The sequence below is a fragment of the Terasakiispira papahanaumokuakeensis genome, from assembly GCF_001709345.1.
Classification (GTDB): domain Bacteria; phylum Pseudomonadota; class Gammaproteobacteria; order Pseudomonadales; family Halomonadaceae; genus Terasakiispira; species Terasakiispira papahanaumokuakeensis.
The window spans coordinates 3840166-3854443 of sequence record NZ_MDTQ01000001.1 but is presented as its reverse complement, the minus strand read 5'-3'; the positions used below and the strand labels follow the sequence as shown (position 1 = coordinate 3854443).

The 14278-nt window shown below is 51.6% G+C and carries 11 protein-coding genes; 3 read left to right on the top strand and 8 right to left on the bottom strand.

Going from position 1 to position 14278, the window contains the following annotated elements; genetic code table 11:
• Positions 1–144: 144 nt before the first annotated feature.
• Both phoB and phoR read left to right on the top strand, forming a co-directional pair.
• Entirely contained in the window at positions 145–834 is a 690-nt protein-coding gene (phoB, locus tag BFW38_RS16810; protein ID WP_068999960.1) for a phosphate regulon transcriptional regulator PhoB, read from the top strand.
• Between the two features lie 30 nt (positions 835–864).
• Positions 865–2226 (top strand): phosphate regulon sensor histidine kinase PhoR, encoded by a 1362-nt coding sequence (gene phoR, locus BFW38_RS16805; protein ID WP_218186442.1) that lies wholly within the window; start codon positions 865–867, stop codon positions 2224–2226.
• Between the two features lie 28 nt (positions 2227–2254).
• On the opposite strand, the gene BFW38_RS16800 is transcribed toward phoR, so the two are convergent.
• The 7 genes from BFW38_RS16800 to BFW38_RS16770 all read right to left on the bottom strand — a co-directional run bounded on the left by BFW38_RS16800 (position 2255) and on the right by BFW38_RS16770 (position 11198).
• Complete coding sequence (locus tag BFW38_RS16800) at positions 2255–3094, bottom strand: response regulator (protein WP_068999958.1); 840 nt, start codon at positions 3092–3094, stop codon at positions 2255–2257.
• Between the two features lie 11 nt (positions 3095–3105).
• On the bottom strand, positions 3106–3909 hold the full coding sequence (gene cysZ / locus BFW38_RS16795; RefSeq protein WP_068999953.1) for a sulfate transporter CysZ: 804 nt from the start codon (positions 3907–3909) through the stop codon (positions 3106–3108).
• Positions 3910–3997: 88 nt separating this feature from the next.
• Entirely contained in the window at positions 3998–4765 is a 768-nt protein-coding gene (gene phoU, locus BFW38_RS16790) for a phosphate signaling complex protein PhoU (RefSeq protein WP_068999947.1), read from the bottom strand.
• Positions 4766–4886: 121 nt separating this feature from the next.
• Positions 4887–5687, bottom strand: a complete 801-nt coding sequence (gene pstB, locus BFW38_RS16785; RefSeq protein ID WP_218186495.1) for a phosphate ABC transporter ATP-binding protein PstB — start codon at positions 5685–5687, stop codon at positions 4887–4889.
• Between the two features lie 234 nt (positions 5688–5921).
• The gene (pstA, locus tag BFW38_RS16780) at positions 5922–7601 is read right to left on the bottom strand and encodes a phosphate ABC transporter permease PstA (protein ID WP_139116657.1); all 1680 of its coding nucleotides are present in this window, start codon (positions 7599–7601) and stop codon (positions 5922–5924) included.
• Positions 7602–7624: 23 nt separating this feature from the next.
• Positions 7625–9928, bottom strand: a complete 2304-nt coding sequence (locus tag BFW38_RS16775) for an ABC transporter permease subunit (RefSeq protein ID WP_068999943.1) — start codon at positions 9926–9928, stop codon at positions 7625–7627.
• 241 nt (positions 9929–10169) lie between these two features.
• The gene (locus tag BFW38_RS16770) at positions 10170–11198 is read right to left on the bottom strand and encodes a PstS family phosphate ABC transporter substrate-binding protein (RefSeq protein ID WP_281180438.1); all 1029 of its coding nucleotides are present in this window, start codon (positions 11196–11198) and stop codon (positions 10170–10172) included.
• A gap of 326 nt (positions 11199–11524) precedes the next feature.
• Here BFW38_RS16770 and BFW38_RS16765 point away from each other — a divergent pair, with 326 nt between their 5' ends.
• Positions 11525–11941 (top strand): acyl-CoA thioesterase, encoded by a 417-nt coding sequence (locus tag BFW38_RS16765; protein ID WP_068999941.1) that lies wholly within the window; start codon positions 11525–11527, stop codon positions 11939–11941.
• A 52-nt stretch (positions 11942–11993) separates the two neighbouring features.
• On the opposite strand, the gene uvrD is transcribed toward BFW38_RS16765, so the two are convergent.
• Positions 11994–14204, bottom strand: coding sequence for a DNA helicase II (gene uvrD / locus BFW38_RS16760; RefSeq protein ID WP_068999939.1), 2211 nt, complete (start codon positions 14202–14204; stop codon positions 11994–11996).
• Positions 14205–14278: the final 74 nt, after the last annotated feature.

Genomic DNA, 14278 nt, shown 5'->3' with positions numbered 1-14278 from the left:
TTCAATCGGATAGACACCAACCGAGTAGAGGTGGTCTCGGTCAACATAAACCCCCACATGGAATATCGCTTTGTCATGGTTTTGTCATCTAATCTCGTTGTAATACAACCGCAACAGCTAGACTGTCCATGAATAGGTGTGAACATGACTGCCAAAACCGTGCTTATTGTTGATGACGAAGCCCCCATTCGGGAAATGATCGCCGTCGCCTTGGAAATGGCGGACTATCAATGCCTCGAAGCGGCTGACGCTCAGCAGGCACATGCCAAGATCGTTGACCGCAAACCCGATCTGATCTTGCTCGATTGGATGCTGCCTGGTACCAGTGGTGTTGAATTGGCACGACGCCTTAAACGTGATGCGGTCACTGCAGAGATCCCCATTATTCTGTTAACGGCCAAAGGGGAAGAAGATAATAAAGTGACCGGCCTTGAAGCGGGTGCCGACGACTACATCACCAAGCCCTTCTCGCCGCGTGAGCTGGTGGCACGACTCAAAGCAGTCCTACGCCGAACAACCCCGCAGGGCGTGGAAGATGCGGTTGAAGTGGATGGCCTGACCCTCGATCCTGTCAGTCATCGTGTCTTGGCTGATGGCCAGCAGCTTGATATGGGACCGACCGAGTTTCGCTTACTGCAATTTTTTATGACCCATCAAGAACGTGCTTATTCGCGCAGCCAATTGCTTGACCAGGTCTGGGGCGGTAATGTTTACGTCGAAGAAAGGACTGTTGACGTGCATATCCGTCGCTTACGTAAAGCACTCGGTGACCGTCATGGTTACTTAGTGCAAACCGTTCGAGGGACAGGCTACCGGTTTTCTATTCAAGCCTAAACCCGATGCTCTGATCAGAAGGATGTGAGTGTGCTGGCGTTACTGCGTACGGAGGGTTGGCAACTAGGCCTGGGCTTATTGATCGCGACAGGCCTTGGGCTGTTACTGAATATCCTGCCCTGGGCACTCTGTGCTTTTTTGCTTGGCTATTTGCTCCGCCTAGCCCGCCAACTACAGCGGCTACAAATCTGGCTGCAACAGCACAACGAACAAGACCCCCCAGAGGCTACCGGACTCTGGGGAGAAATCTTTGATCAACTCTACCATCGACAAAAGCGCCAGCAACGAGCACAAGGTCGTTTACAAACGGTCATTAATCGTGTGCAGGATTCCAGTGAAGCATTACGTGACGGCGTCATCACACTGGATTCAGAAGGGAATCTCGAATGGTGGAATAGTGCCGCCGAAAAAATGCTCGGCTTAAGAGCCGCCGAAGATCGTGGTCAGCCGATTACCCACTTATTGAGAGACCCTCGTTTTATTGAATACTTCGAGATGCGCCGTTATCAAGAGCCTTTGATTCTGCCATCGCCGATCCTGGATGGCATCCAACTAGAGTTTCAAATCACCCTCTACGGCGAAGATAATCGACTGATTATGCTACGCGACGTCACACGGCTTAAACGTCTAGAACAGATGCGCCAGGACTTTGTCGCCAATGTCTCGCATGAACTCAGAACACCGCTGACCGTGCTCTCAGGTTATCTAGAAACCTTCTCAGACTATAGCCAAGATTTGCCGCCGCGCTGGCAACGTGGCCTTGAACTGATGCGCCAGCAAAGTGTTCGCATGGAACACCTGGTCAATGACTTGCTCACCTTATCTCGGTTAGAAACCAGTGATTTTGAGCAGGAGCAAGACCCGATTGATGTTCACCGATTGCTGGAAGCCATTCGCCATGATGCGCAAGCGTTATCTGGCGACAAACAACACATGATCAGCATCGAAGCCGATTCCAACGTTAAACTCTATGGTTCCGAAAAAGAGTTACGCAGTGCTTTTTCTAATTTAGTCTTCAACGCCATCAAATATACCCCCGCAGGCACGGAGATTCGCTTACGTTGGCGACACGAGCGGAGTGGTGCACAACTGGCCGTGATCGACGGCGGTGAAGGCATTGAACCTTCACACCTCCCACGCCTCACCGAACGTTTCTATCGCGTCGACAAAGGCCGTTCAGCCAGTACAGGCGGCACAGGACTCGGCTTGGCCATTGTGAAACATGTGCTGCTTCGCCATCAGGGGCGCCTGGACATCCACAGTGAACTGGGCGTCGGCAGTGAATTTATCTGCCACTTTCCCCCCGCACGCCTTGCACTGGATCCAGCCGCCGCTCATCCTCCCCATCCATCAAAAGACTTCAGGCCACAACATCGCCTGAAGTCTTCTTGAAATGACAACGCCCCCTCATCAGCAAGGGTTAGCCTCGACGCAAAATACTCACGACTTCACTGAGCTGTTCGCGGACTTCGCGCTCTTCATTGGCAAACTGCACTTTCACGACAGCAGACTCGCTTTCAGGCTTTTTCTCAGCCAACTGCATCATCATGACAAAACCTGCCGCCGTCACTTTAGCCGGATTCTGTTCATCGCCCGCGACCAGCCCCATTCGCACATGCTGTGCCAAGCCCGGTAGACCATCGGCACAACGCACCACCAGTGACACTTCTTCTGTGGTAATGTCCCGCACAATCACGGTCTGGCGTGTTTCGTTATACATCAAGAGCGCTTTACCCAAAGCGCCTCGACGTTTTTTACTGTTAGTCGGCTTGGAGGGCGACGCAGCCATTCCCCCTGTCAGCAGGCTCATCGCATCCGCACCACTGGTGACGCGTTCTTTACGCCCCATCCCCGCGTATTCCTCGCGGCTGACTTTGCCGGTCTTGACCAGCGTTTTCATCATTTTAGTAATCAGCTGTTCACCGGAAAACGGTTTGGCCATATAGTCATTGACGCCCTTCTGAACCGCCTCGACGACATGCTCTTTCTCATCCAGGCTGGTGACCATAATGAACGGCTGATCCTCTAAGGCCGGAGTCCCTCGTATCCACTGCAACAGATCAATGCCGCTCATTTCTGGCATTTCCCAATCACATAGCACCAGTGCATACTCATTCTTCTGCAGCATGGACTGGGCCTGGCGTCCATTTTGCGCCTCATCAATCATCATTTCCGGATAGCGGGTACGAATCGTCTTGGACACTAAGTCACGAATAAACTTGGTATCGTCCACAACCAGAATTCTTAGTAGTTTCTTCATCAAGCAAGCCCTTATGAATGGACCGACGGCACGGGAGCAGGTTGACTCAAAGCCGCAAAATCATGCCACCAGAAACGAGTCGCTCCTGCAGTCGCAGCCGGGAGCAGCACCAGGTTAATCAATGGAATCCAACTCAGCAGTGCCAAGGTGCCGCCAAACATCAGACAATGCAAACGACGTTCTAGCATCTGCTGACGCATCTGAGCAAACGTGACTTTATGGTTATCCATTGGATAATCCAGATATTGCAGCGCCATACTCCACGCGGCAAATAGTGCCCAAGCCACGGGGGCTAACAAATTCAATCCAGGAATCCAGCTTAAGACTATTAATAAGAGTAGACGTGGCAGCATCCAACGCAATTTCGACAACTCTCGGCTTAGGGTGCGTGTCAGCAGTTGACCCCAAGATTCACTGGTATCAGGCCTTTTACCCGAAAGCTCCGCTTCAGTATATTCTGCCAGCAAGCCCAAAAATGGGGCTGTCAGCAACTGACCAAACAGTGTAAACACACTGCCAAAGGCCAATAACAAGGCCAAAATAAAAAAGGGCCAGACCAACCAAGCAAGCCATTGCGGATATCCCGTCAACCACTCCGACAAGTAAGTATCAAATAGCACGATGCCGCCCCATGCCGTCAGGCCAAAGGTCAGCAGGTTAATTAAAAGCGGCGCCCATATAAAAGGGCGTAACCGAGGGCGGGTGACCAGGGCAAACCCGGCCAGCACGTGAAAAGGTGCAGTCAAAGCACGGAACAAGGGAAACCTCCGAAACACATCGGGTGGCAGATAGCCATCCGATTGTGCCGCATTCATGGGCAAGGGTCACCTGTTAAACCGAGCAAAAATCCATATTCACCTACAAGTGAGGAATCACTTACCAGTTCAGGAGTCACTTACCAGTTCAGGAGTCATCCGCGTCATGATGGGATGATGATCGTGATGCCGCCTCTCTTTGTTCCAGGCTGGCTTCAATGTCCTCTGGTGTGGTGTGGCGAACATCCATACCTTTCACCAAATAGATGACATATTCCGCTAGATTATTGGCATGATCACCAATGCGCTCCAGCGCCCGTAAAACCCACATAATGCTGAGCACTCGAGAAATAGCCCGCGGATCTTCCATCATAAAAGTCACAAGGGAGCGCGTCGCAGACCGATACTCCAAATCCACCGTCTGATCTTCCTGCAATACTTTTAAAGCCATTTGAGTATCAAACCGGGCAAAGGCATTCAGAGCATCTTGCACCATGTGACGGACTTGGTTGCCAATATGACGCGTCTCGATATAACCGCGAGGCGCCGCCCCTTCTTCCACCAGATCTAGAGCAAGGCGCGCAATTTTTTGTGCTTCATCGCCAATGCGCTCCAGGTCGGCAGTAGCACGAATCACCGCCAACACAAGCCGCAAATCAGATGCGGTGGGCTGACGCCGCGCCAGAATGTGGGTGCACTCCTCATCAATGGCCAACTGCATATCATTGACCGACTTGTCATTCTTGCGCACTTGCTCGGCGATATGGCTATCGCCTTCAACCAACGCAAATACAGCATCGCCAACCTGCTTTTCAACCAGCCCTCCCATCGCCAATAAGTGCGTCCGGATTTCTTCTAACTCTTGATTGAACTGCTGCGAGATATGCGTGGAGTGCGTGTCAGTCGTGATATCCATAACAACGTCTCACTGAAAGTCCCAAGCCTGACTGAGATCAGGCCTGAGATAAAAATAAGATGTGCGGTAGACTAATGACGCTTCAAACGATCTTGTGGGGCCAAAATACTGCCACCACACATTAACCATACCGACCAGTAATATAGTCTTCTGTCTGTTTTTCTAAGGGATTGGTAAACAACCGATCCGTGTTACCAAATTCGATGAGTTTGCCCATATACATAAAAGCCGTGTAGTCAGACACTCGCGCAGCCTGTTGCATATTATGGGTGACAATCACAATGGTAAATTGAGACTTCAACTCATGAATCAGCTCTTCAATTTTTAATGTGGAAATGGGGTCCAGAGCAGAAGCGGGCTCATCCAACAATAAGACTTCAGGCCGCACCGCAATGGAGCGCGCAATCACTAAGCGTTGTTGCTGACCGCCTGACATCCCCAACGCCGATTCATTCAGGCGGTCTTTCACCTCATCCCAAAGTGCCGCCGACCGCAGCGCCCACTCGACCGTTTCATCTAATAATCGTTTTTTGCTAATGCCCTGAATCCGAAGACCGTACGCCACATTTTCATAAATACTTTTGGGAAAAGGGTTCGGCTTCTGGAATACCATCCCCACGCGACGGCGTAGCTCGGCAACATCCACCCCTTTGGCATAAATGTTTTGGTCATCCAGGTTCACTTCCCCTTGAATGCGACAACCATCCACCAGATCATTCATCCGATTAAATGAACGTAACAAGGTCGATTTACCACAGCCTGAAGGCCCAATGAACGCCGTCACTCTTTGCTGCGGAATCTTCATGGTGACATCAAATAAGGCCTGTTTGTCACCATAGAACAGATTCATATGGCGAACATCGATACAGGTGCGTTCATCATTTAAATTCAGTACACCGCTATCGCGATCCAGATGATTCATATTGATCCCATGACTTCGCGGATTTTGACTGGCACGAGACTGAGTATGGAAGTCGCTATCCATCATAAATTCCTCTCATCCAACGTGCCGGTCTTCAAGCAGACAGCACGCGGCATAACAAACAGGGGCACCCATCACGGTACCTGAAAGTGAGTATCGAAAAGCGGATAGGCAACCCCGATACTGAAACCAACGCGTCGAGCGCTATCCAAAAACCCCAGCCATACAGGAGTCTCAACTCTCCAACGCTTTATACTTTTCCCGCAATCGATTACGAATGGCGATGGCGGCGACATTCAGCAACCCAATCACAATCACGAGCAATAACGCCGTGGCATAAACCAAAGGCCGTGCCGCTTCAACATTGGGGCTTTGAAACCCGACATCATAAATATGAAAGCCCAAGTGCATAAATTTACGATCCAAATGCAAGAAAGGGGCATTGCCGTCCAACGGCAGACTCGGCGCCAACTTCACCACCCCAACCAGCATCAGCGGTGCGACTTCACCGGCAGCGCGCGCCACCGCCAGAATCAATCCGGTCATCATCGCGGGGCTAGCCATCGGCAAGACAACCCGCCAAAGGGTTTCTGCCTTAGTTGCCCCTAATGCGAGCGAGCCTTCACGCACACTCCGTGGAATCCGCGATAAGCCTTCTTCCGTCGCCACGATCACCACGGGCAATGTCAGCAAGGCTAAGGTCAAAGAAGCCCACATCAAGCCGCCGGTACCAAACACGGGGGATGGTGCCGCCTCGGGGAAAAAGGCGGTGTCGATAGCGCCGCCTAGGAAGTAAACAAAAAAGCCCAAACCAAAAACGCCATAAACAATGGACGGCACCCCCGCCAAATTGTTCACAGCAATCCGAATCAGTCGGGTAATAAAGCCTTGCTTCGCATATTCACGTAAATACACAGCCGCGATCACACCAAAGGGGGTCACCAGCACCGACATCAGTAACACCATCAACACCGTGCCATAAATCGCGGGGAAGATACCGCCTTCCGTATTCGCCTCGCGAGGATCATCACTGAGAAATTCCCAGATTTTCTGCACGTAAAAACTGACCTTTTCACCCACCCCCATGGCGTTAGGCTGATAAGCCCTCACCACCTGACCGAGCTTGACTTCAACTTGTTGTCCATCACTGAGCTGCCCGATCATACTGTCACGGTTCAATTGCTGATAAAGCTGGTTTCGCTGTTGTTGTAGCGTCTCATAGCGTTGCTTGAGGGTTTGACGCTGAGCGTTCAGCTGATCGAGCGCCTCAGCGGTCAGTTCATCATTTAATTTCAGCCGCTTCTGCTTCAGCCGCAGCTGTTCGATCTGATAGTTGATGGCGCCAATTTCGACCTTCTCGATCTGCTCAATTTGATCATAAATCTCGACCGCCCGCTGGATACGGCGCTCCAATTCAGGCCATAGGTCGTTCTTCCCCACAGGCTGCTCACCAATTAAGCGTCCCTTCTCTTTAAGGCCGATCAAGTAACCATAAAAATTGCCCCACTCACGACGCTCCATCACCAACAGATGCGCAGGGTAGCGCTTGGGCCCCATATGCTGATCCAGCACCCACTTAAAATCAGAACCAAACGCCTGACGATTACCGACCTTAATCAACCAGCGATCCGCAAACTCGACCCCTTCGGGGACCTTAATCCCTGCCGAACGCAGCTGAGAAGCCGGGACCGATTCCTGGTCCACCAGCTCCCCAATGAGCGTCAGCGGTGGACGGCCGTCAACAGACGCCACTTCAGTCATCACCACATCACTGGGCCAGAAATGCGCCAGCCCACGCACAGCGATCAGCGCCAACAACCCCACCACCATAATGACCGAAATCGCTACGGCACCCGCATTCAGCCACACCCAGGGGCTACCACTTTGAACCCAGTCTTTCATTGAAATACGCATGCCGCGGATCTCCTCCTGCTCGCTTAAAGGGAGCCGAATTTCTTACGCAGATGCTGGCGAACCAGCTCCGCGGCGGTATTCACCACAAAGGTGAACATGAAGAGAACAAAAGCCGCCAAAAAGAGAACTCTGAAATGGGTACTGCCCACTTCAGATTCGGGAACCTCGACAGCAATATTGGCGGCGAGCGTGCGCATGCCTTCAAAAATATTGGCATCCATGATGGGCGTATTCCCCGTTGCCATGAGCACAATCATGGTCTCACCGACAGCGCGTCCCATACCGATCATGACCGCGGAAAAGATCCCTGGGCTAGCTGTCGGTAAGACCACTCTTATCATGGTCTGCCAAGGTGTCGCGCCTAAGGCAAGAGAGCCGTGGGATAAATGCCGAGGAACACTAAAAATGGCATCTTCGGTAATGGAGAAAATCGTCGGGATAACAGCAAACCCCATCGCAAGGCCAACCACCAGCGCATTACGCTGGTCAAAATCGATCCCCATGTTATGGGTCAACCAACGGCGCATATCCCCCCCGAAGAACCAGTGTTCAAGGGGATGCGATAAGGCGATCGCGGCCCACCCAGCCAGTAAAACAACGGGAATCAATAAAGCCGCATCCCAGCCTTCAGGCACAGCCAATCGAATATTCTTGGGCATATTGGCCCAAGTGAAAGCAAATACTAGAATCGCCACCGGAATAAAAATCAGCAAGGCGAAAATACCGGGTAGATTCAACTCCACAAAAGGCGCTAAAAAAAGCCCGGCCATAAACCCGAGAATGACGGTGGGCAATGCTTCCATCATCTCAATCACCGGTTTAACCTTGCGGCGCATACCCGGCGCCATGAAGTAGGCGGTATAAATCGCCCCACAAATAGCCAAAGGGGTCGCCATTAACATGGCATAAAAAGCGGCTTTCAAAGTCCCAAACGCTAAGGGCGTTAAACTAAACTTAGGCTCGAAATCATCATTTGACGCGGAGGACTGCCAGATATAATCCGGCTGATCATAGGACTCATACCACACTTTGCTCCACAGCGCAGACCAGGACACTTCGGGGTGCTCGTTATGCACCGCAATCGGAATCACTCGCTGATCAGAGGTCACCACTAAGACACGATCGGAACGCGGAGACATCACGATACCAGCGGGTTTATCCGTGACCGCTTGCAACAAAACACGCCGATTGGCCGTACTATGGAAAAGCCCCAGCTCACCTTCAGCATTTAGCACAGCAAACCCTTTACGCCGGTGTTCTGGCTGAATATCCATGACAGCACTGGCATCATGATCAAAGCTGCGAATGCGCTTAAGCATTTTATGAGACTCGCCATTCTCATCTTGCTCATTCACGATAAACCATTGTGAGACACTGCCATCACTTGCCCCGACCAGCAACGAGAGGTTACCCAGTAACATCTGTAATCGTGTAATGGTCACCCCTGGGCGTGCAGCCGAAATGCGCTGATGCAAAGTCGGCTGATCTCCCCGTAAATCAAACACATCAATTTTATTGCTAGCGGCCGCGACATAGGCCCAGCGCTGATCATAGTTGATCGCCACCCCTTGAATCTGTGGCTCACTAAGGGGGACATGCAGAGACTCCGGCGTAAGTTTGAGATCACCAGTCAAGAAATCTTCATCTTTATTCAAGCGTAATAACTGCAAATGACCCGATGCGGTGACCGCCGCCAGCATCACTGACTGGGCATCATCAGCAACGGCAAGTTGCTGGATCGTTTCCTTCGACGAGGATAGCTGAGCCGAGTCGCTCACCAGCGAAAATGTTTGCTCACCGTAGGGATATTCGAGATGAGGCTCAATCACACGCCCCCCCGACTTGGGGTAGATCAGCTTATATTGATGCTCAAATAAGAGAATCTGACCATTACTCAGCGCTGCTGCCAACACCGGACTCCCCGCGCCAGCAGAAGCCACTCGCTGCACCGTCACCCCTTCAGGCAGCGGTAATGCCATTTGCTGAACCGTCTGACCTGAGCTCACGTTGAAGAACACCGCCAGCCCTTGATCCGTGATACGCATGCCCAGCTCATTCTGTTCTTCGACACTCAGATAGCGCGTGTCCCCTGCCTCAACAGACGGCAGAGCATACGATGCTCCAACGTCAATCGAAGCCGAACGAAAAATGGGCAGCACTTCATAAAGCAGATAAAAGAAAATCAGCAGGATCGCCACGATCACGCCAATCCCCCCTACCGCCACAACGCCCCGGGTGATGCGATCTTTGCCATAACGCAAACGGCGATGAAGCTGCGCTTTGGTCGAATTAAAGTCAATCTCGTTCACGTTTTTGGGGGTACTCATGATGACGCGCCTGTGGGCCTGTGGAGAGTCGCCGGGAGATTAAATCATGGGAGATTAAGTCGCGATAGATTAAGTCAATTGTATGACAGCGATATGACAGTTCATATGAAAAGCAAAAGGCGGCTCAATCGCCGCTGAGAGGGCTTTATATTGACGTCACCGCTTCAGCCGAAGCTTATACCGAACGTCTGCCAACCAAGCCAACGCCCTGCTTGATCCGAAGCAGGGCGAGACTGAGCGGTTAAATATCCAGTTGCCGATGGAGACGTTCAACCACGGAGGCAGGCAAAGGCACATAGCCATCTTTCACGACGACTTCTTGACCTTGCTTAGACAAGACCAGACGCAGAAACTCGCGCTCCAATGGCGGCAAAGCTTCATTCGGTTTCTTATTGACATAAATATAAAGGAAGCGAGACAAAGGATATTCCCCCGTCACCGCATGTTCAGGCGTTGCCTCCACATACTGCTGACCATCGCCTTTCGCTAAAGGCACTGCGCGCACAGAGGCTGTTTTATAGCCAATGCCCGAGTAACCAATCGCATTGATTGAAGTTGATACCGACTGCACCACTGAAGCGGATCCCGGCTGCTCGTTCACACCATTTTTAAAGTCACCTTTGCACAACGCATGCTCTTTAAAGTAACCATAAGTGCCGGAGACCGAATTACGTCCATATAACTGAATATCACGATTCTGCCATGCCCCAGTGAGCCCCAAATCGCCCCACTGAGTGGCACTATGATTGGCGCCGCACCGCAGCGTGCTGGAAAAGATCGCATCAACCTGCTGTAAATTCAGCCCTTGAATCGGGTTATCTTTGTGAACAAACACAGCCAGCGCATCAATTGCCACCGGCACAGCGGTCGCTTTGTAGCCATAGCGATTTTCAAAGGCTTCCATTTCTTTATCTTTCATGCGCCGCGACATCGGGCCGACATTAGAAGTCCCTTCTGTCAAAGCAGGGGGGGCCGTAGACGAACCTGCGGCCTGAATCTGCACATTCACATTCGGATAATTACGCTTGAATGTTTCAGCCCATAAGGTCATCAGGTTGGCCAAAGTATCTGACCCCACACTGGATAAGTTACCGGACACTCCACTGGACTTAGTATAATCGGCTAACTGCTCATCGACCTGAGCGCCTGCAGCCAATGTTTGCCCCGCCCATAAAGTCACGGCCAAGCTCAATGCGGCCGAGAGGGCTTTAGTCGAAAAAGGGGAGAGCGCCTGCGCGTGAGCCGCGGCTGTCTTCATTTGAAATTTCATTCACATTCTCCTGCCTGCCATCCTTCAAGCGATATGCTGTCAAATGGTGTAATCCAGACATGCACCGCTCACCATTTAAATATCAACGACGCCAAATAGCTTCCACACCAAATAGCTTCCAAGCCCATTAACAGAAACCCTAGTCCGAAAAGATGACAAAATGGTGAAAGCCGACCCGCTTGGATGATCAGATGAATGACGCTTAGGTTTGCCTTGTGTAGACTCCTTAGCCAGTATTGCCTCAAAGCAGCAATGCTCCAAGAAGTCGCAACATCCGATAACAAAACACTCCAATAACAAGATGACACCACTACCACGGAATTTTTATGGCTGAGTTTGACGATCTGGAAGCAGTGCCCGCGCCGGAAGGAGAATTAACACTCTGTCTGGTGGCCTCGGGCCAAGAGACGAATATCCATGGCGATATTTCTGCAGGATGGGTGGTCGCGCAAATGGAGCAAGCCGCTGAATTGGCTGCAGCGCGGCGCGCTCAAGGGCGAACAGCCACCGTCGCCATGCAAGCCATGGATTTTCTTTGTCCGGTCAGGGTGGGCGCCACGCTCAATATCCATACCCAACTACAGGAAGTCGGCCGCAGCTCCATGACCTTCACGGTTGAGGCCTGGATACAGCCCCCCTTTGAAACAGGCCCGGATTCATATTACAAGGTCACCGAATCTCGCTTTGTGATGGTCGCGTTAGACGAGCAAGGCCGTATTCGCGCGGTGCCTGAAGAAGCGTAAAAGAGGCGAGCGTCACCGCAAGGGCCCTCGTCCCGCTGAGGGCCCAATGGGATTAATCCAAAGGGGTTAACGGTGCAAATCCCAGCACCAACCACTTTTCACCCACCTCATCAAAGTTAATCAATAACCGGGTTTTCGGCCCATCGCCTTCAGCATGCAGAATAATACCGGCGCCAAATTTAGGGTGGGACACCTGCTGCCCGACTCTCAACCCCACCTCTTCAGCCTGACTCTGCGCCATCCCCTGATGCCGAACTTGAGGCCGAGCAGAAACGGGACGACTGATAGAGGCTCGCAAGCGCACTTCTTGTAGCAAGTTCTCAGGAAGTTCACTGATAAAACGTGAAGGGCGACATAAGTTATCTCGTCCATAAATCCGACGACTTTCGGCATGGGTCAGATACAACTTCTTCATAGCCCGGGTAATCCCGACGTAACAGAGACGACGTTCTTCTTCGAGCCGATCAGCGCCTTCTTCAATCGACATTTGATGGGGAAAGAGCCCTTCTTCGACACCAGCAATAAAGACCAAGGGGAACTCCAGCCCTTTCGCGGTATGCAGTGTCATCATTTGCACCGCATCCTGATCCTCTTCAGCCTGAGTATCGCCTGCATCCAAAGTTGCCTCAGCCAAGAAATGCTCCAAGGCGGCACGTCCTTCAAGATTAATCTCACCGTCATCACTCATGGTGACCGGCAGCGCGGGATCATACTGTCGCACAGCGGTGATCAATTCTTTTAAGTTCTCAACCCGAGCCTGCCCTTTTTCACCCTTTTCCTGCGCATGAAAATCCATCAGCTGAGTGTCGTTCAACACTAACTCCACTTGCTCATGCAAGGGGAGTGGCAAACTCTGCTCATCTAGCCGTTCGATCAATTGGATAAAGGCTTGCACAGAAGTCGCCGCCCGGCCTTTTAAAAGGCCGCCACTGATCATTTCAATGGCGGCTTGCCATAGACTTTGGCCTTCATCTCGCGCTCGAGCACGCAATTTTTCTAAAGTGGTGGTACCAATGCCCCGTGTTGGCGTATTGATCACGCGCTCGAATGCAGGCGCATCATCCCGATTCACCATCAAGCGCAAATACGCCAGTGCATTTTTAATTTCCAAGCGCTCGTAAAAGCGTTGGCCACCATAAATCCGGTAAGGCACCTGCTGGCGCAACAAGGTTTCTTCCAAAGTTCGAGATTGTGCATTGGAGCGATAAAGAATGGCACACTCTCGACGCAGCCCGCCGTCCTGAACATGCTGTTGAATTAAATCAACAATAAAACGCGCTTCATCCTGTTCATTAAACGCCGCATAAACACTAATCGGCTCACCGCTGGCGCCATCAGTCCATAGCTCCTTACCCAGGCGTCCGGTGTTATGACTAATTAAAGCATTGGCAGCATCCAGAATGGTGCCGGTAGAACGGTAATTCTGCTCCAGCCGTACGGTTTTCGCGCCCGAAAAATCTTCCGTGAAGCGTTGAATGTTCTCAATCTTGGCACCGCGCCAGCCATAGATAGACTGGTCATCATCGCCCACAGCCATCAGACAACTGTTAGGGCCACGCAAAAGCCGTAACCAAGCATACTGAAGGGTGTTCGTGTCTTGAAACTCATCGACCAGGATGTGCTTGAAACGATTCTGGTAGTGTTGCAAGAGTAAAGGCGTATCACGCAACAGCTCTAAAGCCCGCAACAATAGCTCAGCAAAGTCGACCAATCCCTGCTGCTGGCAACGCTCCTCATAAGCCGCATAAATCTCAGCCATGCCACGCTCAAATTCGCCTCTTGCTAACACATGAGCCGCCCGACGGCCTTCATCTTTCTGGCCGTTAATAAACCACTGCGCCTGTTTCGGTGGAAAACGATCATCATCAACGCCCAAATCCTTCATTAAGCGCTTGATGACGCGTAGTTGATCATCACTATCCAAAATCTGGAAATGCTGGGGTAATTGCGCATCCTTCCAATGAGTCCGCAGTAAACGATGCGACAAACTATGAAAAGTGCCGACCCACATGCTGCGTAGGTTCAAGCCCAGCAAAGCCTCCAGCCTTAAACGCATCTCGCGGGCGGCTTTATTGGTGAACGTCACCGCCAACAGATCATGAGGTGAGTGGCCTGCTGTTGCCAATAACCAGGCAATCCGATGCACCAACACTCGGGTTTTCCCCGATCCCGCCCCAGCCAATACCAGCTGATCATGTTCATCGGCACAGACGGCTTCACGCTGAGCCGCATTCAGCGACTCAATGATGGCGGTCACATCCATTTCAGAAGCACCTCACAGGTCAAAAATCAGAGAATCACAAATACAGAGGATCACAAATACAGAGAGTACTGAAC

Excerpts from the sequence above, each read along its gene's own strand:
- phoB (WP_068999960.1), top strand. The coding sequence starts at position 145 with ATGACTGCCAAAACCGTGCTTATTGTTGATGACGAAGCCCCCATTCGG.
- BFW38_RS16800 (WP_068999958.1), bottom strand. The coding sequence starts at position 3,094 with ATGAAGAAACTACTAAGAATTCTGGTTGTGGACGATACCAAGTTTATT.
- cysZ (WP_068999953.1), bottom strand. The coding sequence starts at position 3,909 with ATGAATGCGGCACAATCGGATGGCTATCTGCCACCCGATGTGTTTCGG.
- phoU (WP_068999947.1), bottom strand. The coding sequence starts at position 4,765 with ATGGATATCACGACTGACACGCACTCCACGCATATCTCGCAGCAGTTC.
- pstB (WP_218186495.1), bottom strand. The coding sequence starts at position 5,687 with ATGAATCATCTGGATCGCGATAGCGGTGTACTGAATTTAAATGATGAA.
- pstA (WP_139116657.1), bottom strand. The coding sequence starts at position 7,601 with ATGCGTATTTCAATGAAAGACTGGGTTCAAAGTGGTAGCCCCTGGGTG.
- BFW38_RS16775 (WP_068999943.1), bottom strand. The coding sequence starts at position 9,928 with ATGAGTACCCCCAAAAACGTGAACGAGATTGACTTTAATTCGACCAAA.
- BFW38_RS16770 (WP_281180438.1), bottom strand. The coding sequence starts at position 11,198 with ATGAAATTTCAAATGAAGACAGCCGCGGCTCACGCGCAGGCGCTCTCC.
- BFW38_RS16765 (WP_068999941.1), top strand. The coding sequence starts at position 11,525 with ATGGCTGAGTTTGACGATCTGGAAGCAGTGCCCGCGCCGGAAGGAGAA.
- uvrD (WP_068999939.1), bottom strand. The coding sequence starts at position 14,204 with ATGGATGTGACCGCCATCATTGAGTCGCTGAATGCGGCTCAGCGTGAA.